Origin of the sequence: Bacillus sp. MT(2024) (assembly GCF_036362845.1) — a bacterium.
Taxonomy (GTDB): Bacteria; Bacillota; Bacilli; order Bacillales; family Bacillaceae; genus Bacillus; species Bacillus velezensis.
On record NZ_CP143632.1, the window covers coordinates 2,140,469 to 2,166,449 of the forward strand.

20 protein-coding genes, 13 pseudogenes and 1 riboswitch are annotated in these 25,981 nt (G+C 44.2%); of the genes and pseudogenes, 13 read left to right on the forward strand and 20 right to left on the reverse strand.

What is annotated here, in order from left to right:
• Positions 1-113 precede the first annotated feature (113 nt).
• The 3 pseudogenes from VP472_RS10375 to VP472_RS10385 all read right to left on the reverse strand — a co-directional run bounded on the left by VP472_RS10375 (position 114) and on the right by VP472_RS10385 (position 2,431).
• Positions 114-1,272, reverse strand: a pseudogene (locus VP472_RS10375) (conserved virulence factor C family protein).
• A 33-nt stretch (positions 1,273-1,305) separates the two neighbouring features.
• Positions 1,306-1,938: pseudogene (locus VP472_RS10380) on the reverse strand (HD domain-containing protein).
• 11 nt (positions 1,939-1,949) lie between these two features.
• Positions 1,950-2,431, reverse strand: a pseudogene (locus tag VP472_RS10385) (glutathione peroxidase).
• A 283-nt stretch (positions 2,432-2,714) separates the two neighbouring features.
• Between VP472_RS10385 and metA the strand changes: the two are divergent.
• The 4 genes and pseudogenes from metA (at position 2,715) to cspD (ending at position 5,405) form a co-directional block, all read left to right on the forward strand.
• Positions 2,715-3,618 (forward strand): annotated as a pseudogene (metA, locus tag VP472_RS10390) (homoserine O-acetyltransferase MetA).
• A gap of 224 nt (positions 3,619-3,842) precedes the next feature.
• A pseudogene (locus tag VP472_RS10395) lies at positions 3,843-4,983 on the forward strand (diglucosyl diacylglycerol synthase).
• A 94-nt stretch (positions 4,984-5,077) separates the two neighbouring features.
• Positions 5,078-5,189: pseudogene (locus VP472_RS10400) on the forward strand (hypothetical protein); the annotation flags it as partial.
• A gap of 15 nt (positions 5,190-5,204) precedes the next feature.
• Positions 5,205-5,405 carry a cold-shock protein CspD gene (gene cspD / locus VP472_RS10405; protein ID WP_003153604.1) on the forward strand — a complete coding sequence of 67 codons (201 nt, stop codon included), beginning with the start codon at positions 5,205-5,207 and terminating at the stop codon, positions 5,403-5,405.
• Between the two features lie 51 nt (positions 5,406-5,456).
• Here the strand turns inward: cspD and VP472_RS10410 are convergent.
• A pseudogene (locus tag VP472_RS10410) lies at positions 5,457-5,637 on the reverse strand (hypothetical protein).
• A 161-nt stretch (positions 5,638-5,798) separates the two neighbouring features.
• Here VP472_RS10410 and VP472_RS10415 point away from each other — a divergent pair.
• A pseudogene (locus VP472_RS10415) lies at positions 5,799-6,049 on the forward strand (DUF2564 family protein); the annotation flags it as partial.
• Between the two features lie 30 nt (positions 6,050-6,079).
• Here VP472_RS10415 and VP472_RS10420 read toward each other — a convergent pair.
• Positions 6,080-6,262 (reverse strand): zinc-finger domain-containing protein, encoded by a 183-nt coding sequence (locus tag VP472_RS10420; RefSeq protein WP_003153581.1) that lies wholly within the window; start codon positions 6,260-6,262, stop codon positions 6,080-6,082.
• Between the two features lie 2 nt (positions 6,263-6,264).
• Positions 6,265-6,936: a ribonuclease H family protein gene (locus VP472_RS10425; RefSeq protein ID WP_077722489.1), complete on the reverse strand. Its 672-nt coding sequence runs from the start codon at positions 6,934-6,936 to the stop codon at positions 6,265-6,267.
• Positions 6,937-7,017: 81 nt separating this feature from the next.
• On the opposite strand from VP472_RS10425, the gene VP472_RS10430 reads away from it, so the two are divergent.
• From VP472_RS10430 to sspL, 3 genes are read left to right on the forward strand one after another with little or no spacing between them, the layout of a single operon-like run.
• Complete coding sequence (locus tag VP472_RS10430) at positions 7,018-7,698, forward strand: queuosine precursor transporter (protein ID WP_077722490.1); 681 nt, start codon at positions 7,018-7,020, stop codon at positions 7,696-7,698.
• 6 nt (positions 7,699-7,704) lie between these two features.
• Complete coding sequence (locus VP472_RS10435; protein WP_077723166.1) at positions 7,705-8,097, forward strand: reverse transcriptase-like protein; 393 nt, start codon at positions 7,705-7,707, stop codon at positions 8,095-8,097.
• Positions 8,098-8,148: 51 nt separating this feature from the next.
• Positions 8,149-8,277 (forward strand): small, acid-soluble spore protein L, encoded by a 129-nt coding sequence (gene sspL, locus VP472_RS10440; protein ID WP_003153575.1) that lies wholly within the window; start codon positions 8,149-8,151, stop codon positions 8,275-8,277.
• Positions 8,278-8,282: 5 nt separating this feature from the next.
• On the opposite strand, the gene VP472_RS10445 is transcribed toward sspL, so the two are convergent.
• From VP472_RS10445 to VP472_RS10475, 7 genes and pseudogenes are all read right to left on the reverse strand, one after another.
• Positions 8,283-9,170, reverse strand: a complete 888-nt coding sequence (locus VP472_RS10445; RefSeq protein WP_146277056.1) for a 5'-3' exonuclease — start codon at positions 9,168-9,170, stop codon at positions 8,283-8,285.
• A 95-nt stretch (positions 9,171-9,265) separates the two neighbouring features.
• Complete coding sequence (locus VP472_RS10450; protein ID WP_017418007.1) at positions 9,266-9,409, reverse strand: hypothetical protein; 144 nt, start codon at positions 9,407-9,409, stop codon at positions 9,266-9,268.
• A gap of 76 nt (positions 9,410-9,485) precedes the next feature.
• Entirely contained in the window at positions 9,486-9,743 is a 258-nt protein-coding gene (locus VP472_RS10455; protein WP_031378990.1) for a YpbS family protein, read from the reverse strand.
• 67 nt (positions 9,744-9,810) lie between these two features.
• A pseudogene (locus tag VP472_RS10460) lies at positions 9,811-13,376 on the reverse strand (dynamin family protein).
• Positions 13,377-13,556: 180 nt separating this feature from the next.
• Positions 13,557-13,652, reverse strand: coding sequence for a Fur-regulated basic protein FbpC (gene fbpC, locus VP472_RS10465; RefSeq protein ID WP_025284905.1), 96 nt, complete (start codon positions 13,650-13,652; stop codon positions 13,557-13,559).
• A gap of 72 nt (positions 13,653-13,724) precedes the next feature.
• Positions 13,725-14,231 carry an isoprenylcysteine carboxyl methyltransferase family protein gene (locus tag VP472_RS10470; protein WP_031378989.1) on the reverse strand — a complete coding sequence of 169 codons (507 nt, stop codon included), beginning with the start codon at positions 14,229-14,231 and terminating at the stop codon, positions 13,725-13,727.
• Positions 14,231-15,330: pseudogene (locus tag VP472_RS10475) on the reverse strand (type III polyketide synthase). Before VP472_RS10475 ends, VP472_RS10470 begins: the two are co-directional and overlap by 1 nt.
• A 165-nt stretch (positions 15,331-15,495) precedes the next feature.
• Here VP472_RS10475 and VP472_RS10480 point away from each other — a divergent pair.
• Positions 15,496-16,104, forward strand: a complete 609-nt coding sequence (locus VP472_RS10480; RefSeq protein WP_014305271.1) for a GNAT family N-acetyltransferase — start codon at positions 15,496-15,498, stop codon at positions 16,102-16,104.
• A gap of 29 nt (positions 16,105-16,133) precedes the next feature.
• Here the strand turns inward: VP472_RS10480 and VP472_RS10485 are convergent, their stop codons facing one another.
• Positions 16,134-16,442: an MGMT family protein gene (locus tag VP472_RS10485; RefSeq protein ID WP_014305272.1), complete on the reverse strand. Its 309-nt coding sequence runs from the start codon at positions 16,440-16,442 to the stop codon at positions 16,134-16,136.
• A 222-nt stretch (positions 16,443-16,664) separates the two neighbouring features.
• Between VP472_RS10485 and VP472_RS10490 the strand changes: the two genes are divergently transcribed.
• Both VP472_RS10490 and VP472_RS10495 read left to right on the forward strand, forming a co-directional pair.
• Positions 16,665-16,928, forward strand: coding sequence for a hypothetical protein (locus VP472_RS10490; RefSeq protein WP_031378986.1), 264 nt, complete (start codon positions 16,665-16,667; stop codon positions 16,926-16,928).
• 342 nt (positions 16,929-17,270) lie between these two features.
• Positions 17,271-17,844: pseudogene (locus tag VP472_RS10495) on the forward strand (DUF421 domain-containing protein).
• Positions 17,845-18,048: 204 nt separating this feature from the next.
• Here the strand turns inward: VP472_RS10495 and VP472_RS10500 are convergent.
• Positions 18,049-18,618 (reverse strand): cysteine hydrolase family protein, encoded by a 570-nt coding sequence (locus VP472_RS10500; RefSeq protein WP_330731221.1) that lies wholly within the window; start codon positions 18,616-18,618, stop codon positions 18,049-18,051.
• 328 nt (positions 18,619-18,946) lie between these two features.
• On the opposite strand from VP472_RS10500, the gene VP472_RS10505 reads away from it, so the two are divergent.
• Complete coding sequence (locus VP472_RS10505; protein ID WP_070082007.1) at positions 18,947-19,222, forward strand: hypothetical protein; 276 nt, start codon at positions 18,947-18,949, stop codon at positions 19,220-19,222.
• A gap of 395 nt (positions 19,223-19,617) precedes the next feature.
• Here VP472_RS10505 and pbuX read toward each other — a convergent pair whose 3' ends face one another.
• From pbuX to VP472_RS10530, 5 genes and pseudogenes are all read right to left on the reverse strand, one after another.
• Complete coding sequence (gene pbuX, locus VP472_RS10510; protein ID WP_007612149.1) at positions 19,618-20,922, reverse strand: xanthine permease PbuX; 1,305 nt, start codon at positions 20,920-20,922, stop codon at positions 19,618-19,620.
• Entirely contained in the window at positions 20,919-21,503 is a 585-nt protein-coding gene (xpt, locus tag VP472_RS10515) for a xanthine phosphoribosyltransferase (RefSeq protein WP_070082008.1), read from the reverse strand. The genes pbuX and xpt overlap by 4 nt, the downstream gene beginning before the upstream one ends.
• Positions 21,504-21,603: 100 nt before the next feature.
• Positions 21,604-21,703: riboswitch (purine riboswitch) on the reverse strand.
• Positions 21,704-21,836: 133 nt separating this feature from the next.
• Positions 21,837-23,338 (reverse strand): annotated as a pseudogene (locus tag VP472_RS10520) (carboxypeptidase M32).
• 108 nt (positions 23,339-23,446) lie between these two features.
• A pseudogene (locus VP472_RS10525) lies at positions 23,447-25,363 on the reverse strand (ATP-dependent DNA helicase).
• A 104-nt stretch (positions 25,364-25,467) separates the two neighbouring features.
• Positions 25,468-25,659, reverse strand: a complete 192-nt coding sequence (locus VP472_RS10530; protein WP_003153550.1) for a hypothetical protein — start codon at positions 25,657-25,659, stop codon at positions 25,468-25,470.
• Positions 25,660-25,825: 166 nt separating this feature from the next.
• On the opposite strand from VP472_RS10530, the gene VP472_RS10535 reads away from it, so the two are divergent.
• Positions 25,826-25,978, forward strand: coding sequence for a YpzG family protein (locus VP472_RS10535; protein ID WP_003153548.1), 153 nt, complete (start codon positions 25,826-25,828; stop codon positions 25,976-25,978).
• The last annotated feature ends 3 nt before the right edge of the window (positions 25,979-25,981 follow it).

Sequence of the window (25,981 nt, forward strand, 5' to 3'; positions counted from 1 at the left end):
CTATTCTTTCTGTATTTCGATAAAAACCCTCCAACAATTAATATTGTACTTACTATATAGAGTTTTGAATCATTTTTCAACAATATTCTAAATAATTTTTATAAAAAGTGAATTCAAAAAAAAGGTGCATGGCGCACCTTTGTTATAACTGTTCTTTTTCTGCTTTCAGTCATCTGTTTCCAGACTGAACCTTTCGCCTCTTCTCCGTGCTCAATCCGTTCAATCGCCATTTTGACTTGCAGGCTGACTTCGAATTCCGGATCGTCTTCCGCCGCTTTTAATGCTTCCAGCGCGCTTTCATCGCCGACTTCATATAAAAACATGGCCGCGCGCCAGCGCACGAGCTTGCTTGAGTCACTGAGCGATTTTATCATTGCCGGGATGGCGCTCGCATCGCCGAGATCCGACAGACAGTCACCCGCCGTCCTTCTGACCGTCACCGTTTTGTCTTCAAGCGCTTTGTATAACAGCGGAAGCACAGACGGCTTTTCGATCATTCCCAAATAAACGACGGCTTGTCTTCTGATCGAAGTCTTCGGATCATGCAGCGCCTTTTCCAATACTGGTAAATCGTCTTCATCCGGATCCATTTGCTCAAGATGGGCATAGCGCTGTTTCCAGTCTTCATCATCGAGCATTTCCAAAGTCACTTTATAAGCTTTCCGCTGCACTGCCGGTTTGGCCTCACCCTTTTGCTGTACGGCTGCTTCTGTCAGGCGTTTGAGCCGCTCATCACTGTAGGCGGCCTGAAGCTCTTCTGTGACATCGTGTCCGATTTCGGTAAAATCCCCGAAGCGCACGCCTTGTTCTTTCCAAGCCCGCTCAAATACAACATTTGAAGCTTCGGAACGCAGCTTTAAGATGGCTTCTTGGAAACGTTCCGGAAGGCCGAAGCGCTCTTCACGTTCGCCGTCCGTCAATTTGACCTGCATCGATTCCGCTGAACATTTGTACGAAAACCTTCACTTCACCGAACGATTCCTGTTCAGAACGGCTCTCAGACTGCTCCGTATGTTCCATTCCGAAAGCGGAACGGACCTGAGGCAGAATGTCCTTCCAGTCAAAACGGGCGTTTCTCTCCACAGCCAGGAAATCGGCAACGTGATAAACGCCCTTTACTCCTTCAATGTTTAAAATATCACGTACGACGGCCGGAGCATCATCTGCCTGATCGGGCTTGTAATTGTTGCTTTTCCCCGCCGGAAGCTCTTCAGTCAAAATCACTTTCATCGTGTTCGGACTCGGCGTCGGTTCTATTGATTTAATCTTCATATTGGTCCTCCTATGCGCAATCTGACACTTATTCTAACATAGTCGGCACAAGCGTTCTATTGCGCCGCTTAGCTTTTGCCGATGCCGGCCTCTTTTTGATACGGGCGGCGAACTGCAAAGAAATTGATGCCGCTCCTCTGCTAAACCGGCTCCCGCTTTTGTATTCATTAAGCCTTTAAGCTTGATTAATTTATCCTCTATATGGGCCAGCACACTTGTTTGAGTTCCGTACATCGGGTGACCCTTCGCGCCGGCAAACATAAAGCCCTGCCGATGCCCGCCGCGCCGATCGCATCAAGCATGTCTGCATCCTGAACAACTTTCCTCCAATGAAAGCGGCCGCTTTATCAGCAGTTCCCTGTGTCTGAATGACATTCTCGTGATGATATCCGCGATCTCCTCAATGGAGCCAGCCGCAATGTTGAAAGCAGCCAGCCGTCACTTCGCCTGCCGTCAGCCTTTCGCTTTTTCGAGCTTGGCGTCAATCAGATCATGAACCAGCGCGGCCGTCTCAGTGATAAATAAGTCGGCGCCTTCTTCTTTTGCCATATAAACAGAAAGTGCTGCGACCCGGGAAATATGAAGCCAGTCATGGCCTGTACGTTCATTGATAAGCTTTTCTCTGACCCAATTCCTGGCGCTTTCCAGCTGCTCTTTTTCGTTCACCGTATCACCTCTTATTGGGCCAAAAGCCTCTGCACCGTATCTTCAAGCTCTTTTGGGTTGACGTTCGGTGAAAACGCCCGGTGACTTCACCGTTTCGGTCCACGATAAACTTAGTGAAATTCCATTTGACCGCTTTTGTGCCGAGCATCCCCTTCGCCTGCTCCGTCAGATATGTGAAGAGAGGATGAGCGTCTGCTCCATTGACATCAACTTTCGCAAACATCGGGAATGTGACTCCGTAGTTTTTCACACAGAACTCTTGAATTTCCGCTTCGTTTCCAGGTTCTTGGTTCATGAATTGGTTGCAGGGAAATCCCAATATTTCAAGACCTTCCTCCCGATATGTATCATAGAGCTCCTGAAGCTGCTTGAGCTGGGATGTAAACCCGCATTTGCTTGCTGTATTCACAATGATCATCACCTTGCCTCTATAAGCCGATAGCGTCATGTCTTCGCCTGTTATGGTCCGTACGTTTATATCGTAAATTGTCATCTGCGGCCCTCCTTTTTACATTCTTCATTTATTTTACCTGTTTTACACTGCAAAACAAACGGTAACCGCTTTTTCCTTCCACTTAACGGAAAACGTATTTTTCGAGGAACCAAACGGCTCTTTACCCGTCATAATAAAGAGCCGCTCCGAATTTATGTCCATTTACCGCTTTTATCCCTGTCATTATGCGTTAAATGCGGTTTATTGCGCCGGGATGGATTGAAAAATGGCTTAAAAATTTCTATAATGAAGAAAATTAACGGGGAATAACGGAGGTGGCATGTTGCCTATTAATATACCAAATCACCTGCCCGCTAAGCAGGTGCTTGAAAGTGAACACATCTTTGTAATGGATGAAAGCCGGGCTTTTCATCAGGATATCCGGCCGCAGAAGATCGTGATTTTAAATCTGATGCCGAAAAAAATCCAAACGGAAACCCAGCTCCTCAGGATGCTTGGGAATTCACCTTTACAAGTTCACTTTACGTTCTTAATTCCGAGCACACATACTCCAAAAATACGGCAAGGCAGATCTGGATGAATTTTATACGGATTTTTCCAGCATCCGCCACAAACGGTTTGACGGAATGATTATTACCGGGGCTCCGATTGAGCACCTGCCGTTTGAAGATGTTTCTTACTGGGAAGAATTGAAGGAAATCATGGAATGGAGCAAAACGAACGTCACTTCAACACTCCATATCTGCTGGGGCGCTCAAGCCGGTTTATACTATCATTACGGCATTGAGAAAGTGGAGCTGCCGAAAAAAATCTTCGGTGTGTTTGAGCATACCGTTCTTAAAAAACATGAGAGATTGGTAAGAGGATTTGACGAGCTATACTATGTGCCCCACTCACGGCATACAGATATTAATACGGAGCAGCTGCAATCGGCTTCGGATCTGGATGTGCTCAGCGTTTCAGAGGAAGCGGGGGTCTGTTTAATCGTTTCAAAAGACGAAAAACAGATTTTCTTAACGGGTCATCCGGAATATGATACCGATACGCTGCTTCAGGAGTATGAGAGAGACATAGAGAGAAATCTTTCAAACGTAGAAGCTCCTAAGCACTATTTTGCGCCCGGCGGGAAAGAACCTGTTAACCGCTGGAAAGCTCATGCAACGTTATTGTTTATGAATTGGCTGAATTATTACGTATATCAAGAAACCCCGTATGAATGGGATTAATTTTTGTTTTGAGTGATACGGTGACAAAAATATGATAAAATACTCTTGATTCAGTATGCGTATAACAAAACTTTAAAATAATGGAACATATCAATTAAATTTAGTTTAAATATGTTGCCGCGCTTATTATAAAATGATGCACTTGTGTTATGTTTATCTATAGACAATAACTCCTTACGATGCATGAAGCTTGCTTGTTGTTGATTACATTGAGGTGAATTTACTTGAATACCAATAAAAAAGTATTAATTTTGACTGCAAATTACGGAAACGGCATGTTCAAGTGGCCAAAACGCTCTACGAACAATGTCTGCGTCTCGGCTTAGATGTGACGGTTTCCAATTTGTATCAAGAGTCAAATCCGATTGTTTCAGAGGTTACTCAATACCTTTATTTAAAAAGCTTCTCAATCGGGAAACAGTTTTATCGTTTGTTTTATTACGGAGTTGACAAAATCTATAATAAACGCAAATTCAATATTTATTTTAAAATGGAAATAAACGTTTAGGCCAGCTCGTCGAAGAGCATAAGCCGGACATTATTATCAATACATTTCCGATGATTGTCGTACCGGAATACAGACGGAGAACCGGAAAAGTGATCCCGACGTTCAACGTTATGACCGATTTCTGCCTTCACAAAATCTGGGTTCATGAAAATGTTGATAAATATTATGTCGCCACAGATTACGTGAAGGAAAAACTGATTGAAATCGGCACTCACCCGAACAACGTAAAGATCACGGGCATTCCCATCAGGCCTCAATTCGAGGAATCGATGCCGAAAGAGCCGATTTATAAAAAATACAATCTCTCTCCCGACAAAAAAGTTCTTCTTATTATGGCTGGAGCGCATGGTGTGCTGAAAAACGTAAAAGAACTGTGCGAAAATCTCGTTCATGACGATCAGGTGCAGGTTGTGGTGGTATGCGGCAAAAACAGCTCGCTGAAAGAATCCCTCAGCAGCTTGGAAGGTGACAATGCCGACCGGCTGAAAGTGCTGGGCTATGTAGAAAGAATTGACGAGCTGTTCCGTATTACGGACTGCATGATCACAAAACCAGGCGGCATCACACTGACGGAAGCGACGGCGATCGGAGTACCCGTTATTTTGTACAAACCGGTTCCCGGACAGGAAAAAGAAAACGCCATTTTCTTTGAAGATCGCGGTGCGGCTGTCGTGGTCAACCGCCACGAAGAAATTTTAGAGTCTGTCACCTCCCTTCTTGCGGATGAGGAGAAGCTGAACCGGATGAAGGACAATATTAAAAGCCTTCACCTCCCCAATTCTTCTGAAGTCATTTTGCAGGACATTATAAAAGAATCTGAAATGATGGCCGGGAAGGCGGATATGGCATTATCGTAAAAGAAAAGCACACGAACGATTCGTGTGCTTTTTGTTTTTTTCCGGTTAAGCTTTGTTACTGGAAAAATAAAGATAAAAAATAGGGAGCGGCCGCTTGACGCCCGCTCCCATATGGTGTATAGTTGAACCATCATTTAACAACGTTTACATACGTACGGTTGGATGATGACAAAATTTTTTTTAGCACGAAGGTGCTACAGTACTAGGAGGAATTAAGCAATATGCAAAACGGTAAAGTAAAATGGTTCAATAACGAAAAAGGATTCGGCTTCATCGAAGTTGAAGGCGGAGACGACGTATTTGTTCACTTCACTGCTATCGAAGGAGAAGGATACAAATCATTAGAAGAAGGACAAGAAGTTTCTTTTGAAATTGTCGAAGGTAATCGTGGACCTCAAGCTTCTAATGTTGTAAAACTCTAAACTCAATACATGTTGATCAGATGACAAATAGAGGAGAGGCGTATGCCTCTCCTATTTGATTGCCGTCTGAATCTCAATTGCGACAAGATTCTGCTTACAGCGCTGCTCGATTTCTTCAATTTGCTTCTCCTTTGACGGCATTCCTTTTTGCCATTTCCGCCAAACTTCCCAAATCACCGTATATTTCTTTAAATGTCTGCTGAAGGATTGTTTTTAAATCATTATCATTCACGGCTGGTTTTTCCCTTCTCTCCCAAGATACCCTGAATAATAGTAAAAAAGCCCTAATTAATCAGGTTCAATAGTTATATCGGCTTATTTTCTATATTTTTTTCTATTTTCCGTACATATTTCTAAAAAAAATCTCCAAACTATTTGCGGAGGTGTTTTTTAATGGACTCTGAATTTTTTCCAAACGGACTGACGGATAAACGCCAGCTTGAATTAGCAGTGGAAACTGCCCAGAAAACAACGGGAGCGGCTACCCGGGGCCAAAATTCAACTTTGGTGGAATCTGCTTACCAAGCGATTCAGGATGCCAGAACGATGTCACAATCCAGTGAACTGCAAGCTCTCGACCAGGATTTTCTGCAAAAGCGCGAATGCTTCTCGACGATTGCCAGCATCAGCTTGATGAATTCGAAAATAAAACCGCAGAAGTCGCGGTTTTATTTTTATTGATTTGTCAGCACCTTGCCGTAGGCTTTCAGCTTCTCCCCCACCGTGCATTGGTTGATGCAGAAAGAATGAGCGTGCGTTTTTCCAAACTCTTTGCGGAAATGCTTTTTTACGAAACAGTCTTTGCAATATTCATCCTGAAGCTCTGTCAATTCTTTATAAATGCTTTTTTTATCCAATATCAGTCATCTCCGTTACCTTCTAATGTTATGCGGCTTTCAATTTGCCGGTCCGAGAGAATTTTTCTGGCAAGGTCATCCGCTTCTTGATTTTCCTTTCGGTTTACGGCTTCATATGTCGGTGTCAGCTTTAAGGATTCGAGCAGCGCTTCAATTTTATCCAGCCATTCGTTTTGCGTTTCATCATAACACGGCCAGCTGCCGTCAAGCTGATGCAAAACGACGAGGGAATCCCCTCTTATCGTGATTGAATTTCTGCTTGCGCCAAGTTCCTGCACTTCCTTAAGCGCTTCGTACAAAGCGGCATATTCCGCCTCATTGTTCGTCTGAAGCGTTAAGCTTTTGTTTTTCCGTATGCGATGCCGCTTGCCGCCGAGAGAATAATACACGACAATTCCGAGTCCTGCGCGTCCGCTTGTTTTGTCAAAGCCGCCGTCGAAATATACTGTAATGTCGTCAGGTTCGTACGCAAGTTCTTCAGTAAGCTTTTCTAATTCTTTAAGCGTCCAGCTCGCGCCTTTTTCATCCTCAAAATAAATGTCTTTTATATAAGGAAAGCGGCTGACTTCTCTTGCAAGCATGCGCGCTTTCGGAACGGTCATCCAATCTTCGGAAAAAAACGCGACAGGGCCTGTTCCTTTTGCTTCTATTTCGATATACGGCTTAAGATTCATTGAAATCACCTTACCATTCATTAGTTGACGGGCGTGTGCTATAATCAAACCATTCTCAAATTGAAAGGAAGTCAGCAGGTTTTGTTTAACGATGTGTTATGGATCTTATTTGCGGTCATTCATTTTATCATTGTTCTTCTGTTTTATAAAGGATTTGGCAAAACGGGCCTATTCGTATGGATCGGTTTCGCCACGGTGTGCGCCAACTTGCAGGTTGTCAAAACAGTTGAGCTGTTCGGGCTCACGGCAACACTGGGAAATATCATGTACGGCACCGTTTTCTTCGCAACGGATGTGCTGAACGAAAAATACGGTCCCCGGGAAGCGCGCAAAGCCGTCTGGCTCGGCTTTTCCACTCTGCTCGCTTTGACATGCGCCATGCAGGGGGCTCTTTTATATAAACCGGCTGCGTCAGATATCGCACAGCCTGCCCTTGAGACGATTTTCGGTTTTCTGCCGCGTGTTGCGCTCGGAAGCCTCTTGGCTTTTATTTTCAGCCAAACGATAGATGTTTATGTATATTCAGCCATTCGGAGAATCTTTCCTTCAGACAGGCTTCTCTGGCTCAGAAACAGCGGAAGCACGGCCCTCAGCCAGCTGCTGGATACATTTATCTTCACTGCCGTGGCCTTTCTCGGCGTTTATTCCGCGGGCGTCTGGTTCAGCATCTTTATTTCGACTTATCTGATTAAATTTGCGGTATCACTCATTTCTGTCCCTTATGCGTATGCGGCAAAACGAATGACACCGAAGGGAGAGTGACGGATGATGCCCGCTGAAATTTACGTGGACGGTGCAAGCGCCGGAAACCCGGGCCCGTCCGGTATCGGTATTTTTATTAAACATGACGGGAAAACAGAATCTTTCTCAATTCCGATCGGCGACCATTCAAATCAGGAAGCTGAATTTCTCGCTTTAATTGAAGGAATGAAGCTGTGTGCCGCCCGCCGATTTGAGTCCGTGTCATTCCGGACGGATTCAGATATCGTGGAGCGGGCCGCGGAACTTGAAGCGGTTAAAAACAAGGCTTTCCAGCCGTTTGTTGACGAAATCATCCGCTTAAAGGCCGGATTTCCATTGTTTTTCATTAAGTGGATTCCCGGCAGACAAAACCAAACAGCCGATCAGCTCGCAAAAAAAGCGATTCGGCTGAATAAATAACCGGAATGAAATTGCGTCTCACTGTTCATCCTACAAATGAGGTGAACAGCTGTGAGAAAAGAAAATAAAGGCCGGCTGACCGGGGGCGTGAATCCTCAGGGAAATATGGAAGGAAATGCGCATAAAGACCCGAAATCAGCCCTTGAAAACAACGCAAAAAAAAGCAATACAAAACGCTAGAGGGATCAGCTGATCTCTCTGGCGTTCAGCTTTTCGAGCATTCTTTCAATTCCTTTTATCTGATGGCGTCTGAGCATTAAGGATGCTTCCTCCATCTTCAATGAAAAAAGTGCTTCTTCAAGCGTACAGACTAACGGCACCTCGCAATGTATTTCAGCAAGCTGCCTTGACAGCTCCAATTCTTTCAAGCTTTGCTGAATTTTCGTTTGCTGGCCCTTCGGCAAGAGAGCGAGGCTTTCTAATAACCGTTCTATGTTTTCGTATTCACGGATCAGCTTGTACGCCGTTTTTTCCCCGATCCCTTTAACGCCGGGATAGTTATCGCTCGTGTCTCCCATCAGCGCCTTAATGTCAATCAGCGCTTTTGGCGGAACTCCCGTTTCTTCTCTGAATATCTCATCTGTATATACCTTATAATTGCCGATACCCTTTTGCAGCAGCGCTACTTGAACTTGTTCATTCAGCAATTGAAGCAGATCTTTATCGCCCGTTACAATCGTAATTTCCGCTTCCCCGGCAAATAGGGCAGAAAGCGTACCGATACAGTCATCCGCCTCATAGCCTTTTATACCGATGTTTAAAAACCCGAGCTCTCGCGCTGCTTCTTTCGCTAACTCAAATTGCGGAATCAGCTCAAGCGGCGGTTCGCTTCTGTTGGCCTTATAATCTTGAAACAAATCATTGCGGTACGTTTTGCTTCCCATATCCCAGCAGCAGACAACATGTGTGGGCTGAAACGTATCAACCGCCGTAATGAGATGCTTTAAAAAACCGTTGACGCCGTTTGTCGGGATTCCGTTTTCATTTATCATAAAATTGCGATGAACGGCCGTCGCGAAAAACGAGCGGAACAAAAGCGCCATGCCGTCAACGAGCAGTAATTTGTTATTCATATATCGAAACTCCTTTTTTTATTCAATGTTCCTATTTTACCAAAGAAGGCGGTAAAAAAACAGCATCCCCCCATTTGGAAGATGCTGCCCTCACGTTACTCACCGTGTCTTTTATTGCTTTCCATCAGCTTTTCAGCTTCACGGCCGGCATAGGAATCAAATTTCTGTCCGAAACCGTTTTTCTTTTTGGCATTGTTATTCTGCTGAGCATTTCTGTTTCCCAGTTTTGTTCTGCCCATGGTCATATCCCCCTTTAGAGAAGATACGGATAGTATGTACAGCAAGCGCTGATGACACACGCGGCAGGTTCATCCATTACTGTCTGCTGACGAATTCTTTCACCATCTCTTCACTTACGAATCGTCTTTGCGGCACGATGCCCTTTTTCGCCAGCTGGTTCATTTTTGCGGTGATGCCATTAATGGCATCTGTCGTGAACGGTTCATTCTGTCTGCATTTTACAATGGCTTCTTCAATGGCCTGTTCACGCTCATAGTCAAGCTGTACAAATGTTTTGACGTGCTGATGCTGTTTTGCGGAATGTGCTGAAATTGCTTTATGGACTTCTGACATAAAAGGTTTCATCTCGCTTTTTTCATTTTAGTCTACCACGACTGTTATCTGCCCGCCAACCGGATTTTTAAATTTTTAGCATTTCATCTTTCTTTTTCCATGCTTTTTCGGCCTCGTAAAGGTGTTCAATTTCCCTTGCACTCGTATTTTCCGCAAGACCTTGTAATAAGTGTCCCGCTCGCGGATCTGGGACAGGCTTTTATCCGCCATGTCTTCTTGCAGACGGCGCACCTGCTCAGTATATCGCTCTGAAAGGCTTTCTTTCTCCTGCTCAAGCCACTTTTCTGTCACTTTTGCAGGCTGAGCCTGAGCCCTTCCACAAACGCTCTTTTCCGTTCTGTTCAAAAACTGCTTCGGCGATTTAACTTCTTTTATGTGATGTGTGAATGCCGAGACGTCAATGACCGGAGCGACCTCTTTCAGCTGAACGGCAAATTCGTTTTCGGCGCTCACATAAATAGAGAAATCTCCGTCTTCCATAAGCTTCTTCTGACAGTTTTCCATCCATTCCTCAGTCATATGGCGCTCAATAAAACCGGTCATCCGGATATCGAGCGTTTTCAGCTCTTGAATATATTCAAAACGGAATTCCTTGAGCGCTTCATTCAGCGCCGCTGATATATTTTGTTTCCAATCACCGTTTTGAAGACCCGGATGGAAGGCGGTTTTCAGCATATCATTCGCATAAAACGTCAGGCGATGTTTAATATGATAGAGCTGCTCTTCCGTATCTTTCATCACTTTTCGAATGATGACCTCAGACGTACGGCGCTTTGAAATGTCAGCGAGAGCTTTTTCATAGGAAGACTCCAGACGCTGTTTCTTTTTCTCTTTTTCTTCTGCCGACTGGTGAAGAGATTCGTGAAGCTGTTCCACCATATCGCACAATTTGTCCGCCTCTGTTTTCAGCTGGGCGCAGCTGGCCCTCATTACATCTTCCTCAATAAAGTGCTCAAGTCCGGTTCTTACATCAGAGAACCTGTTATAAAAAGCTGCTTTTTTACCCGCAAGCTCTTCTTTACTTGAGACATGATATAATTTCGGCCGGTTAATTCCCTCTTTTGAGAGTTCTGAGCGGACATAGTCTTTGACGGTTTCCAGCTCGCTTTCGGTTTTGGCCAGATCGGCGGCGTTAATGACAAAAAACATTTTGTCCATGCCGAATGATTCTTTGACGAGGCCGAGTTTCTTCAGAAAAGACCTGTCTCCTTTTGAAAAAGAATGCTGATAGTACGTCATATAAAAGAACGCGTCAGCATCTTTTATATATTGAAAGGCAAGTTCCGTATGGCGCTTGTTTATACTGCTTGCTCCCGGCGTATCAACAATGGTGATGCCTTTTTGCGTGAGAGGCGAATCATAATACACGGTGACTTCTTTTACGCAGCAGGCCGTTTTTTCTTCCGCTGCATACGGTTTTAAATCTTCAACCGGCACCGTCAGTGTCTGCCTTTGACGGATCTGTTCTTCATACGTATCAAACGCCTGCAGCATCGTCCGAATCACCGGGATAAGTTCATCCGGAACTTTTCCTTTTAATGGCATAATTCCATCTCTCTTTCAGTGAACGCCCCTTTACATCAGCGTCTTTCAGCTCAGTCAGCTGAAGCATTTCAGCGTCCAGATCCTCCTCCGTCTTAAAAACGATCTCCGCAGATTTATGCGGTTTGCCGGCTTGCGGTTTCGTTATTTTGTTGATCGTAGCCGTTGCGGGCGTCGGTGATGACGGAAGCACGTATTCACCGACAAGCGCATTTGCAAATGATGATTTACCGGAACTGAATCCGCCGAATAACGCCAAGGTAAACTGGCGGTTTTCAAGCCGCTCAATCCTGCTTCGAAAGGCTTCTGCCTGTTTTCCTAATATGCTCGAGGATTCAAGAATCCCGGCAAGCTCATAGAACCGATCAGTCTGCTCTTTTATAGGGAGTTCCTTCATCGCATTTTTTTCGGGCTTGTTTACTTCATACTGTACAGTCTCTTTTGGTTTCTCTTTTGGACGGGCGCGTTTGCAAGACGTTTTTTTCGCGTATACCAGTCGCCGCTTCCCGTATCACAGGTCAATTCTTCTTCCCACAAAGCGCGGACTCGGGCTGCTTTTTCCAAGGCATTGCGTTCTTCTTTTGCCGATTGCGCGAGCTCATCCCTTATCTTCTTTTCTTTTTCGAGCCGGTTTTTCAAGTTCTCAATGAGCGGTCCGTTTTTTGCCTGAATATAAGCGGTCAGCTCCTCAATGAGTTCCGCTGTTTGTCTTTTGGCTTCCCTTCTGATCATCTCAGCGAGGTCTTTCGTATAAGTTAATACGTATTCAGATGAAAAGGCCGCTCCCTGCTTAATGGCCTGAGCGGTGATATCATCAGAAAGCGGTGTGCGGTACGCCTGGATTTTCTTGATCAGTTCGTCCGAATCCGCTTCATACCGCTTGGCCGCTTTCGTAAATGTGTCGATAATATGCCAATCCGCTTCCCCTTCCGTTCTTTTTAATATCGGCAAAAATTCAGCATGCCTTCTCTCTTCTCCTGAGCCGTTTTCGCTTTTGAAAAGAATAATCCGGTTTTAAATGAGGGCTGCTGTGATTCAATATAAGCAGATGCAAGCTCCCTCATCTCAAAAGGTGTCAGATTAGCGTTCTGCAATATGTTCTGCACGTCTTTTCTGATGTCTTTCTCTGCTGTTTCAGCCTGTTGAACGGCTTTTTTAAGCTCATCTTCAACAGAACGGACAAGTGCTTCTTGTTTGTCAAACTGCTCTCCGCTGCCGTTTTTATCTTCTTTTACGAGCATCTCTGTATGCTCTTTGACTAAGTGTGCGACTTTTCTCTCCGTTAAGGACCATAAATTTGATTTTGCCTGCTGTTTCAGCTTCTGCAGATGTTTTTTCAGCTGTTCCATGCCGTTTAAAGGATGGTCAGGCTCAGTGACAGACGTAAAGAAAAGCGATTCTTTCGGTATTCCCGCGCCTTCAAGCATATCTTCCACCTGCCTGCGGTACTCTTCAAACTTCGTTTCGGTTTCATCATGCCTGTCAATTTGGTTGACGATCAGAAACAAATTCGGAATACGGTCTTTGATGGAGCTGAGAAATAGCATATTTTCTTCTGAATGAACGTGATTATAATGAACGACGTAAAATAAAGCGTCAGCCTGATGGAGAACCGAAGCCGCCGATAAAAAATGCGCTTCGTCCGTCGAATCAATTCCCGGTGTGTCAATGTAGGCCGCATAAGGCTCTGACTCCTTAAAGCCGGCATAGACTTCCACCGTTTCAATTTGCTCACCGTCTTTACAGAATTCTGCACTTGTTTTTATCGTAACTTCCTTTAATTTCTGCATAAGCCCCGTCCGTCGTATGAAGCACGACTTTATCTTCACCGTGGCGGATGACAACGAGGTTGGCGCTTGTGGGAATCGGGCTTGTCGGCAGTATGTCTTCACCGAGCAATGTGTTTAATAAAGAGGACTTTCCGGCCGAATAATGCCCGGTAAACGCGATATAAACCTCTTCATCAGCCGCTTTTTTCATAATGGCTGCGAGCTGATCGGCCCGTTTTTCATCCTGATGATCTAAAAATTGTGCGTATAAGGCACCCGTTCTGCTGAAAATCTCCCTGTTATGGCGTTCTTCTTCTGTCATGTGTCTTTACCCCTTTGTGTCTGTCGCATCAAATGACGTTTTCATTTTTAGAAAGCTCTGAAAAAAACCTCTCCCCCATTTTACACAAGAATGGCCCACTTTTCTTCAGGAAACGTAAAAAAGCCGCCGATATCGGCAGCTGATAAAAAAAACACCCGCGGCATTAAAAACCGCAGATGTTTAAGAAGACATCGATTTATTCGAAACTTTTTTCAATACGAAACCAATTAAAACACTGTATGTACAAACGGCTGCAAATAAAAATAACATTGTCATTTTCGGCACCACCTTGAATGAGAATCATTTTCATATTTACATCTTATCATGAGTGAGAATGATTTTCAATCTCTATTTTGCGGTGTTTTCTTCTAGCGCTTTCTCTTCGGCGCGAATCCTCACAGTGAGCATGCAGGCATTGAGAATCGAAAAGAGAAATAGTGTCCAATACGCTCCGTATAACAGCGGCAGAAAAATAAATTCTAAGATGACGACCATGTAGTTCGGGTGTTTCATCCACCTGTACGGCCCCTTTCTGACAAGCTCCGCATCCGGCACGACAAGAATTTTCGTATTCCAATACCGCCCTAATGATAATAGAGCCCAATACCTGATCCCCTGTACAAATAAAATAATACATATAATGGCGGCCCACCTTGGAGAAAGCGTTTTTTGAAACGCCGCCACCTCAGCTGTAAGAGAGACAAAGAAGAGCACGTGCATCAGGACGAGAAAGGGATAATGTCCTTCTCCGTATTCGACTGCGCCTTGCTTTTTCACCTTCTGTTCATTGCGACGGGCCACGATCATCTCCGCAATCCGCTGGGCCGCAAGCAGCATGATAAACAGCCAAAACATTAAGAAGCCCCCTTTTCCCAGCTGAACAGCAAAAGCTCAGACGAAAATCCCGGCCCGAGAGCGCCGATCAGCCCTTTTTCGTTTTCTTTCTGCCGGCCGCGGAGCAACTGTTCTTTTATCACGTGAAAAATAGTTGCGGAAGACATGTTGCCGTGTTTTTGCAGCACCTTCCGAGATGCCTGAAGCTGACCGGTGTCCATTGAAAGACTCGTTAAATAGGCGTCAATGACCTTTTTCCCGCCTGGATGGGCAAGAAAGGTTTTAATGTCGTGAGGACCGACACCATATTCTAATAAAAATTCATCAACATTGTCCTTCAGCCACTGTGAAACCAGGGTGGGAATATCTCTTGAAAAAATGACTTGAAAACCGCTGTCGGTGAATTCCCAGCCCATCACATCTTCCGCATCCGGCATCATCACCGATTGAGTGGCAAATATCCGCGGAAGAAGCGGCTGTTTGACGTCGTTTCGGTTCGCCTTTTCCCCTCCGATTAGTACTGCGGCAATTCCGTCCGCAAACAGGGAAGTTCCGATTAAGTTGCTTTTTGACTTGTCGTTCGGCTGAAACGTTAAGCGCAGAGTTCAGCCGCGATGACAAGCACGTATGTTTCAGGATATGCGCGGCAGTATTCGTACGCCCTGGACAGGCCGGCCGCTCCGCCCGCGCATCCTAAGCCCCAGATCGGTATCCGTTTTGTTTTCGCAGAAAACGGCAGCTGATTCATCACTTTCGCTTCAATGCTGGGTGTCGAAAGCCCGGTGCTGGAAATAAAAAAGATCGCATCCACTTTTTCACATGGGAAGGGATTTGTTAAACAATCCGGGTTTGTTAAACAATCAAGTGCCGCATCTGCACTGTGCTTAACGGTTTCTTCCGTATACAGCCGGTTCTTTTCTGAAAAACCCCGCGCCGTTTTATACCATTCAATCGGCCGGACAAACTGCCTTGATTCAATTTCGCCGTTTTGAAAGGCTTTTAACAGCCGGTCAATATCCTTAAATGAATCGGCAAACATCCCTCTCGCAAAATCTGCCGCCGTTTCTTGCGAGACATGATATTCCGGAATGCTCGTTCCGACCGATAACACATATGCCATGCCCATCACCTCTTCACATAAAGGTTTCCGCTTTTTTCCTGAATGTATGCATAAGTTTGAATCGAGGATTTCACTGACATGCCATTTTAATTTAAAATTGGCCCTTTTGAATGATAAACCGTTCGACTATACTTGATCCATTCATAAAAAAAGGTTGTGATAAGAATGCTGAAGCCCGTCATTCTTAAAGGGTCACTCGTTCAGTTAGAGCCGATGACGATTGATCACACTCAGGCACTTTGTGAAGCTGCTTCAGAAAATAGGGCGACTTACGCTTACACCCATGTTCCTGACGGAATCGAAGAAACAAAGCGTTATATTGAACGTGCGCTTTCCGATTATGAAAAAGGACTTGCATTGCCATTTGCAGTACGGAGTCTTGAAACAGAGCGAATCGTCGGAAGCACGCGGTTTATGGATGCGGAAGTGTTTACGCGGCCGGCGGACGCAGCCCCGGAAGTGTGTGAGATCGGCAGCACATGGTATGCCTCTGCCGTACAGCGGACCGGTGTCAATACGGAATGTAAACTTCTGTTGCTGACCCATGCGTTTGACGCGTGGCAAGCTGTCAGGGTGACGCTGAAAACCGATGTTCGCAACCAGCGCTCACGAACTGCGATTTTGCGGATCGGTGCCCAATTTGAAGGAATCCGCCGCGCGCATATTCCGGCTGTCGACGGCGGCCTCAGAGATACCGCCTACTACTCCATCCTTCGGGAGGAATGGCCTTATATCCGGCAAAACCTTTCTGGCCGGCTCGCAGCATATAACTGAAAAACCTGCCGATATATACGGCAGGTTTTTTACATATTCGGATCATGGACGTATAAATTGAGATCGATCCGTCCGTCTGACGTGACCGCTACCCCCTCAGCTTCAAGAGACAGCTTCTGTACAGAAAACATCTCTTCATCTCTTAATCCGATTTCACCCTTTGCATTGATGACCCTGTGCCAAGGAAGACGATGCTTTTTACTCATGGAGTGAAGAATCCGCACAACCTGCCTCGCTCCCCGCGGACTTCCCGCAAGACCGGCAATTTGACCGTACGTCATCACTTTTCCTTCAGGAATCTGTTTGATAATGGCTACCGCCCGTTCCGTAAATGTCATGTAACTCCTCATTTCGCAAGAGCAGATGATTTTCGAGAAAATCAGCCACTTCCTGTTCTTATTTTTATAGATGATAATTGCTTCATCATCATACTTATTACATCTCTGCGTTTAAATAGATTATCTGTTTGTTCACAAAAAATTAACAAAGATAGGCATGTACATGTTTAACATAATATGTAATAATACAATTGTATTAAAAAAAGAAAAGGAGTGTTTGCAATGAAAATGAAAAAAGCTTTAGCCGGCTCAGCCCTATCACTTGCTTTACTCTGTTCTGCCGCCCCTGCTTTTGCCGCAGGTCCTGCTGATACACCTTCTGCAGAAAGCAAAACGAAGGAAGTATCTGCTTTGGCGACGTTCATACTTAATGGTTCTGGCCCTGATTATCCTACTTCAATTTACCAGAATGGAATCACCTATTATTTAGACAACATCACCTTCCATGGTGCTGATGGCACTTGGACAGCCGTCTACAAAAGCTGATTTTTCATGACGGCGGAATGATTGTCTTAAGTAACAACTAAAAAGCTGCTAATATAAGGGGGCTTTGCCCCTTTTTTAGTTTCACTCCATTTTATAATTGATCAACATATAGCACCTAGGTGCGTAATTTTATTACATCCGATGATCATTATCAGTCGTACGTTTCTGCTTTTAGACGCAAAAACACATAATCTAAAATTCTCTCCCGCGTGTCTATCCAAAAGCCGAGTCTCAACTCTATCAATCCGGAACATTTTATCGACGCCTGAGTTCCCCAGCTAACGTTAAGAAACCTCTTACTTGCTCTTTTATTTTTGATAAAACACCATCCAGGGTGATAACATGAGATTTGCTTGGGAAGAATTAATTATAATTGCATTCGGAATGATTTTACTGAGAATTTCAGGGAGAAAATCCATTGCACAAATGACCATCGCACAGACAATGGTGATGATTTCAATCGATCGTTCATCCCATTTTAGAAACTAGTTTATTGAAAACATTAATCACTGCGTCTATCCTTTTAGTGCTTTAATTTTGATGGAATGGTTTCAAGTAAAAGTAAACTGGATTGAATTTTTTAACCCGAAAATCTAAATTCGATATAGAAGACGGCCAACTCAATATAGAAAACTTAAAGAAGCTGAGACTGACAGCAGATCAACTCGAAATGCGTCTAAGGCTTCTTGGCATTTCAAAAATAAACACAATTAAATATGCCACTTTAGAAGCTAATGGACAATTAGGCTACGAATTAAAAGATGACTGTAAGCCTTTAACCATCAAAGATCTTAAAAATGTGATCGATCCAAAATTCCTTAACAATGAGTCTCCATCTCAAACAGAGGGTCAAGCCAATCTATTTGAGGAAATCAAAAGACATCAGACTCAGCACAAGCCAAAAAATCTTGAATAATTCGCTGATTAGTAAAACCTTTTGTTATTCAAAACCGAAGCCGGATCCAGACCGTTAACCGCCGATCATTTTTTACCGAAATCGGTTTATAAGAAACAAAAAAGCATCTGAAGCAGATGCCTTTTTTCCGACGAGGTCCTTGTATGCGCCTGAATATGCTTTTCAGCCGCCTATACCCACCGCCGGCCTTAGCCATAATGTTAATCAGTTTGTTTTTATAAAATCATTGATTAATTGATCAGTCGTTAATATTGTGGCAAATTCATCATGCAATGTAGCCAGAGATATATTGTGAATAGTCTCTGCATCATAATATGTATCATTTTGGTCTCTCATCCCGAAGGCTGCCGTTGCATCTGAAATCAGGTAGGTATCAAATCCTAAATTACCGCTCATTCTTGTAGTTGTTGAAACACAATGGGGCGTAGTCAAACCAGTTATTACGACAGTTGTTATATCATTTGATTTTAAAATCTCTTCTAGATTAGTCCCGATAAAGCTGCTGTTTACTTTCTTGGTTATAATGACTTCTTTATCCATAGGTTTAACGATTTCCTTTATAGCAACCCCCTCATTTTTTGGATAAAATAAAGAACCAGGTTTATCAGAAATATGTTGTATGTATATGACTGTCCATCCTTTTTCTCTCCATAATTTCAGTATTTTACTAATGTTTTCTTCCGCTTTTACGTTATTTCGTTCTCCCCAATTTTTATCATCGAAAGCTATTTGTACATCCACAATGATTAAAGCTTTTTTTTTCTGCCACCAGATAACCTCCTATATTGAAAATTAGTATTTATAACATTTTAAATAAAGTTTTTACTTTTGTACAATTGTTTCAGTTTTAAATTTCATATCACACCTTTCCCGTTGGAAAAGCGCTGGAATAGCTAAAGCAAACACTCACTCAAAGGTCGCAGTTCACCAGAGGCCAGCAATAATCAACTCTTTTCTCTATATACTTATCAGTATCCCTTTTGCCATCCACTCCCCTAACAAAATTCACGCTACGCTCACAAAATATTAACAAAAAACCCCTTGGTTATTTTTGTATTTCATGTAATAATACAAGTGTATTAAAAACAAAGGAGTGTTTAAAATGAAATTAAAAAAAGTTTTAACTGGTTCTGCCTTGTCTCTCACTTTACTCGTTTCCGCTGCCCCTGCTTTTGCATCCAGCCCTGGCAATACAAATAGCGACTCAACTCAAACAAAATTTTCGACACAAGCGACCAAAGATTCTTTTACAATGGATTACCTTCATAGATGGGATATCCCAAATACAACTGTTAAAAATGGTGTTACTTATTACCTTAAGAAAGTAGAGATAATCGAAGGGTTCTATCGCGCAACTTTTGAAGGATGGATTAATTAGAAGAAGGGGCTTTCCCTTCTTTTACTCTCTTTTGTAAGGATCGGTGCACAAGACACTCCCCCTCAGCGCCCATTCTGCAGTTGCACTTCGGCATCAGGCATTTCATTGCATGTCTAAACCAAGTTTCGAGTCATCACCGTCCGAACAATGATATTCGTTTACGATATAATCCCTCCATTCTCCTTTTTTCTCTTACATTTGGTCATATGTTCACGTACATATAGTTCGGGACGGTTTTCGATGAGATAAGACGGATGCCGCATCACTCAATTTGTTTTTTTTTCAAACAATGAAACTAATAAAAAAAAGAGAATGCCTCGCAAAAAGTTCAGCAACTTTCGGAAGCATCCTCGATCTGGATAAAATAAGATGTTATTTTAAAGAAAAACGGGTGATTACCCCTCTTGAACCCTTGTCACATCAAGGGTTTTTTTCGCTTTAGGAATCATATTATAAATAATATTCAAAAGCACGGCGGTAAAGCTTCCGGCGACGATTCCGTTTGTGGTCAAAAGATTTAAGTAAGACGGCAGGTGCTTAAACATATCGGGAACTACGGTTACACCGAGTCCCAATCCGACCGAACACGCGACGATCAGAAGATTTTCCTGCTTTTTAAAGTCAATTTGACTGAGCATTTTAATGCCGTAGGAAATGACCATGCCGAACATGGCCACCATCGCGCCGCCCAGTACTGAAGACGGGATGATGGTCGTGAAGGCTGCGATTTTCGGAAAAAGGCCGAAGAGCATTAAAAGTGCGCCCGTGACACCGATGACCGCGTTTTTCTTAATCCCCGTCAGCTGCACGAGGCCGACGTTTTGGGAATAGGCCGTATACGGAAAAGCATTGAAAATGCCGCTGATGAATACCGCCAGACCTTCCGCGCGGTAGCCTTTTGCTAAATCACGTTCAGACAGGCGCCGATTTGTCAGATCACCGAGAGCGAAATAGACGCCGGTTGACTCAACAAGGCTGACAATGGCAACGATGGACATCGTAATAATCGGTGCCGCATGAAATGTCGGCGTCCCGAAATAAAACGGTTTAATCATTTGAATTGCGTCAGCATTCGCCACATTGTCAAATTGCACTTTTCCCATGAAATAAGCGATGGCCGTCCCGATGACAATGCCGATTAAAATCGAAATGGATTTCAAAAATCCTTTTGTAAACCGATAAAGCAGCACGATGATGACAAGCACCGTAAATCCGAGGGCAAGGTTAGCCGGATCACCGAAATCCTTGCTGCCTTCCCCGCCGGCAATATGATTCATCGCGACCGGCATTAAGGTCATCCCGATAATCGTCACGACAGATCCGGTTACGACAGGCGGAAAAAAGGATACGAGCTTGCCGAAGAAAAATGACAGCAGAATGACAAGCAGACCCGATGCCAAAATGCTTCCGTAAATGGCTGAAATCCCGTACTCCTTACCGATGGAAATAATCGGCGCTACCGCGGTGAACGTACAGCCAAGCACAACAGGCAAGCCGATGCCGAAAAATTTATTCCTCCATACTTGAAGCAGCGTAGCCGCCCCGCACATAAAAATGTCAATTGATACGAGATATGTCAGCTGTTCTGCGTTCAGTCCCAATGCCGCTCCTACAATTAAAGGAACAACAACGGCGCCGGCATACATGGCAAGCACATGCTGGATACCGAGGGAAAGTGTTTTGGCATAGCCGTTTTTCATGAACGGACCTCCTGTACAAATGTCACTTTTCCGTCTTCAAGCGATTGAATTCTCGCCAGTGATTCGACCCGGCATCCTTTTTTCACCAGCTCGTCTCTTCCCGGCTGAAATGACTTTTCAATGACGATTCCGATCCCGCAAACTGCTGCGCCTGCTTGTTTTACGATGGACAAAAGCCCCTCTGCCGCCTGTCCGTTCGCTAAAAAGTCGTCAATGATTAACACGCGGTCTTCTTTCGAGAGATGATTTCCGGAGATTGCAATCTGACTTTCTGTTTTTTTCGTGAAAGAATAGACGGACGCCGTCAGCAGATCATCCGTTAACGTGAGAGACTTCCTTTTTCTCGCAAAGATGACGGGAACGCCGAGTTCAAGGCCGGCCATTACCGCAGGGGCAATGCCCGAAGATTCAATTGTGACGATTTTGGTTATCTCGTCTTTTTCAAAACGGCTCGCAAATTCCCGGCCGATCTGCTGCATGAGAACCGGATCAATTTGATGGTTTAAAAAAGAATCCACTTTCAGCACTTGATCAGAAAGAACGATTCCGTCTTCTGCTATTTTTCGTTTTAATGCTTCCACAATGATTACCTCCGCTTATAAAAAATAAAAAAAGCATTGCCCGCTCTCCAAAAAAAGAGCAAGCAATGCCGAATGATCTACACGTAACGGCCGAATAAAAGCCGTCCCATTGCTCACTCATAGTCGGACATTTACGGTGACCGGTAGAAACTTGCGTGCCATATCCACGCGATTATATGAGTGTTCGTATGATATTAATCAAATTATAACAAGATACACTTCTTTTGCATAGTGAAATTTGAATATTCCCGAACTTTTACAAAGAATTAGTTTTCGATTATTCGTCTTTTTAGAATTTTTAGAAAAACGCCCGGTGTATGCCGGGCGTTTCGTTTATAAATATAAATTTGAATATTTGCCGACGAGATACTCAATGAGATATTGAACGTTCAATTCTTCTCCCGTTGCATCTTTTATGATATCAAGCGGCATTTTGCGTCTTCCGTGCTGATGAACCTTTTCTGTCAGCCATTGTTTGATCGGCTCAAAGTCGCCCCGTTCTATTAATTGATCAAATTCAGGCAGATCCTCAAGCATGGTATGCTTCAGCTGTGCCGCATACATATATCCGAGCGCATAGGAAGGGAAATAGCCGAAATCGCCGCCCGCCCAATGTACGTCCTGCAAAATGCCTTTTGCGTCAGATGGCGGCGTAATGCCTAAATAATCATGATATTTTTGATTCCACAATGCCGGCAGTTCTTCCACTGTCACTTCATTGCTGAAAATCGCTTTTTCAATTTCATAACGGATAATAATATGAAGCGGATATGTCAGCTCATCGGCTTCAATTCGGATAAAGGACGGTTTCGCCTCGTTTACGGCGCGTACAAAATCCTCTCTTTTTACATTTTGAAATTGATCAGGTGAAGCCTCAATCATTTTTTCATAATAGGCGGTCCAGAATTGTTGATTTCTGCCGATAAAGTTTTCATAAAATAACGATTGGGATTCATGAATTCCCATGGATGCACCGTCAGATAAGTTCGTTCCGCTCAGAGCTTCGTCAATATTCTGCTCGTAAATCGCATGCCCGCATTCATGAATCGTTCCGAAAATCGCCGTGCGGAAATCGTTTTCGTCATATCTGGTCGTCACCCGCACATCGCCGCGGTTGATCGTCGTCATAAACGGATGAACCGTTTCGTCCAGACGGCCGCCGTCAAACTCATACCCAAGTTCTTTTAAGAAATACAAGGAGAGATCTCTTTGTTTTTCTTTCGGAAACGTTTTCGTTATAAAGGAAGTGTCCGGTTTATTTCCGGATGCCGTCACTTTTTTGACAAGCGGAATGATCGCTTCCTTCAATTCAGAAAACAGCTGATCCAGCACCTTTACCGTAACGCCCGGTTCGAAAATATCGAGCAATGCGTTGTATGAATGATCTTCATAGCCCCAATACGAAATAAACCGCTTATTAAAATCAATCAGCTTCTCAAGGTACGGAGCAAACATAGAGAAATCAGAGGCTGCCCTTGCCTCCTCCCAAGCCGTTTCCGCTTTCGATGTCAAAATGACATATTCTCTATACTCATCTTCAGGTATTTTTTTATTATGATCATAATCTTTTTTTGCAAGTTCCGCAGCTTTCACTGTATCTTCAGAGAGCTCTTCTGCATGCGCGAGAAGGATGTCAATCAGCTCTTTCATCCGGTCGGATGTCTGGATTTGAAAAACGTCAGCCGACAGCTGCCCGATGCTTTCCGCCCGGTCATCAGAACCTTTTTTCGGGGCTCCCGTTCTTGAGTCCCAATGCATGAGCGCAATGGCTTCTTCATAGTGGGATACTCTTTTTAACAGATCAAAAAACTCTTTTCATATGTATGTAAATCCATATCCGTTCCCCCTTTTCACTATCAATTACAGGCTAATGGAACGCCGTAATAAAGTCAACTTCCCGGATTTAAAAAAGCCGCAGGATAAGATTCCTGCAGCTTTTGTTTTTATATGATTTTCGGTGTAACAGGCAAGACCTTTTTGACTTCGGCCAGGACCCGTTCACTTTCTCCGCCCGCATAAATGGATATGGTTCCGCTGTCCTGATTAGAACGGATGAGGCGGCCGATTCCCTGCCGGACTCTCAAAAGCATGTACGGCAGATCAACTTCCTCAAACGGATCTTTTTTCGCTCCGTTTCGCTTTGCGGTAAACACAGGATCATGAGGCGGATACGGCAATGCCCAAATGGTCACATTCCGAGCGAGTCACCGGGAATGTCAAGACCTTCCCATAAGTGGACGGAACAAAGCACGGATTCTTCATCCCGCTGGAATTTTTCGACCAGACTGCTGATCTCCTCGTCACCTTCGTAGTAAATCGGATACGGCAGCTCCCACGCGGCAGCCTGTTCTTTAAATTCCTTCATGTCTTCAAAGGAAGGGAAAAGAACGAGAGTGCGTCCTTCATTCTCCTTAATGGTTTCAATCGTTTCGGCTGTTTTCTGCTCAGACGTCATGTCACCGTGAAGCGCAACAGACATTTGCTCCTCGTAATCGTACGGAGATTCAACGGTAAATGATAAAGGATCACGGATTCCGAGACTGTCAGCGATATAATCAAATGAACCGCCCTCAGAAAGAGTGGCCGATGAGAAGATATAAGGAATCTTTTTAGAAAAGACCTTTTCTCCCAAAACTTCGGCTACAGTTCTCGGCATAACGACAAACGTTGAGTCTGTATCCCGCGTTTCAAGCCAGCTGATGGCATCCTTTTGATACAGCGACAGCGAATATGCCATTTGTTCGACGTATTCTTCTACGACTGACAGCTCGTACTTATCGATCGTATACATTTCCGATTCAAATACGAGCGCCTCGCCGATTTTATCGAGCAGACGGCACAGTTCGTCAGCCGCACGCTTAACACGCTGGTCGTTTTGGATGTCCAATCGGTGAGAGCCGGCGATTTCCTTCGATTCCTCTGACAGCACATAGAAAACTCATCGTTTGCGGCAAGGGCATCTTCAATCAGTTCGGCGAATTCCTCTCTGATGTCATTTTGAAGCAGACGCTCTAAAAACAGCTCAAGCGTCGACTGCTTCACACGATACGTTAACGCTTTTTGCGCGGCGAATTCCAGCAGATGTCCTTCATCAAACACGACGGCGCTGTGATCCGGCAAAAGCGGCAGCTGCCCTTCCCTTTTGCGTGATTCTTCCGTCCATACATGCTCCATGTAGAAATCATGGGAGCAAACAATCAGATCCGTTGATTTTCTGTAATGATCTCTTGAAAGTGTTAAACCGCATCTATGTCTCATATCACATGTTAAACAATCTTGAAGGAATCATAGCTGACGCCTGCCCACTCTTCATTTGTCAAATCAGCGTACTGTTTGCGGTCGCCGTACGGATAAAAGCGCTGCATCGCTTGTGATTCGTGTACGAATGAAGGCAGCGACTCATAAAGATCCAGCCACTTTTCATCATCAGAACGCTGCATCGTTTTCTCAAGCTTTTTCAGACACAGATACTGCTCATGGGATTTGGACAGCCGTGTATCAATCTGCAGATCCAAATGTTCTGTCAGCTTGGAAATGTCGCCTTCTTTTTTGACAAGCTGTTCTATTAACGTTTCATCGGCGCATGCGATAATGGCCGGTTTACCCGTATATCTTGCATAGCTGATGGCAAACAGCAGATACACCAGCGTTTTCCCCGTACCGACTCCTGCCTCAGCGAACATGACCTTTTTCTCTTTAAAAGCCCGTTCAAGCTGAAACGCCATAAATACCTGCTCATCCCGAAGGTCAAAGCCTTTCTCGGGAAGGATATCGTAAAACACGTCACCAATCCAATTGTTCAATTCTTCGTAAAAATTCTTTTCTTTTGTTAAAGCAAAAGGCAAACGTGATGTTGTCACCCAACTCCAACCCCTAACTATTCGGCATTCAGACCATCTATAATATCATTTAACCCTTTTCAATACAACAAAAAAACTTGGCCACGCCAAGTTTTTGTCATTACTCATTTCCGGTTAATGATATGTGTACATAGGAACGGATGGTCTGTTGAATGTGTATGTTTTACCGCATTTTCAAGTTCTTCCTGTGCGTGTGTCATGGCGGAAGGACCGAACTCCGCTCCGGCTTCCTCCAGCCGGAAAGCAGTTGCGTCTAACGCCTTTTGTATTTTACTGAAGTGCTCGCTGTTCAGCATAAAATAAGATCACCTCTCAAATAGAAATAATCATCATTCTATGCCGATGCTTCACTTTCTATACATGCCATCCTGAATGATCCGCACCTGACCTGCACAAACTACAACAGATATTCGATCGAATATCCATCTTCACAAAATTATTCTATCCGGGAGTGATGGTTACATGAGTTATAAAGATCGATTAGATCAGCATTCTGAATTGTTTCATCACAATTGGACGCGGCCGAAACGCTCTAAATCGCAGGTGAACGGCCACACCGAAATGTCCCAGACCAACATTATTTTACGGAGCAACGCAAAAGCGCACCGCTGGTAATGG

Excerpts from the sequence above, each read along its gene's own strand:
- cspD (WP_003153604.1), top strand. The coding sequence starts at position 5,205 with ATGCAAAACGGTAAAGTAAAATGGTTCAATAACGAAAAAGGATTCGGC.
- VP472_RS10425 (WP_077722489.1), bottom strand. The coding sequence starts at position 6,936 with ATGAATCTTAAGCCGTATATCGAAATAGAAGCAAAAGGAACAGGCCCT.
- VP472_RS10435 (WP_077723166.1), top strand. The coding sequence starts at position 7,705 with ATGCCCGCTGAAATTTACGTGGACGGTGCAAGCGCCGGAAACCCGGGC.
- VP472_RS10445 (WP_146277056.1), bottom strand. The coding sequence starts at position 9,170 with ATGAATAACAAATTACTGCTCGTTGACGGCATGGCGCTTTTGTTCCGC.
- VP472_RS10450 (WP_017418007.1), bottom strand. The coding sequence starts at position 9,409 with ATGGGCAGAACAAAACTGGGAAACAGAAATGCTCAGCAGAATAACAAT.
- VP472_RS10455 (WP_031378990.1), bottom strand. The coding sequence starts at position 9,743 with ATGTCAGAAGTCCATAAAGCAATTTCAGCACATTCCGCAAAACAGCAT.
- fbpC (WP_025284905.1), bottom strand. The coding sequence starts at position 13,652 with ATGACAATGTTATTTTTATTTGCAGCCGTTTGTACATACAGTGTTTTA.
- VP472_RS10470 (WP_031378989.1), bottom strand. The coding sequence starts at position 14,231 with ATGTTTTGGCTGTTTATCATGCTGCTTGCGGCCCAGCGGATTGCGGAG.
- VP472_RS10480 (WP_014305271.1), top strand. The coding sequence starts at position 15,496 with ATGCTGAAGCCCGTCATTCTTAAAGGGTCACTCGTTCAGTTAGAGCCG.
- VP472_RS10485 (WP_014305272.1), bottom strand. The coding sequence starts at position 16,442 with ATGACATTTACGGAACGGGCGGTAGCCATTATCAAACAGATTCCTGAA.
- VP472_RS10490 (WP_031378986.1), top strand. The coding sequence starts at position 16,665 with ATGAAAATGAAAAAAGCTTTAGCCGGCTCAGCCCTATCACTTGCTTTA.
- VP472_RS10505 (WP_070082007.1), top strand. The coding sequence starts at position 18,947 with ATGAAATTAAAAAAAGTTTTAACTGGTTCTGCCTTGTCTCTCACTTTA.
- pbuX (WP_007612149.1), bottom strand. The coding sequence starts at position 20,922 with ATGAAAAACGGCTATGCCAAAACACTTTCCCTCGGTATCCAGCATGTG.
- VP472_RS10530 (WP_003153550.1), bottom strand. The coding sequence starts at position 25,659 with ATGCTGAACAGCGAGCACTTCAGTAAAATACAAAAGGCGTTAGACGCA.
- VP472_RS10535 (WP_003153548.1), top strand. The coding sequence starts at position 25,826 with ATGAGTTATAAAGATCGATTAGATCAGCATTCTGAATTGTTTCATCAC.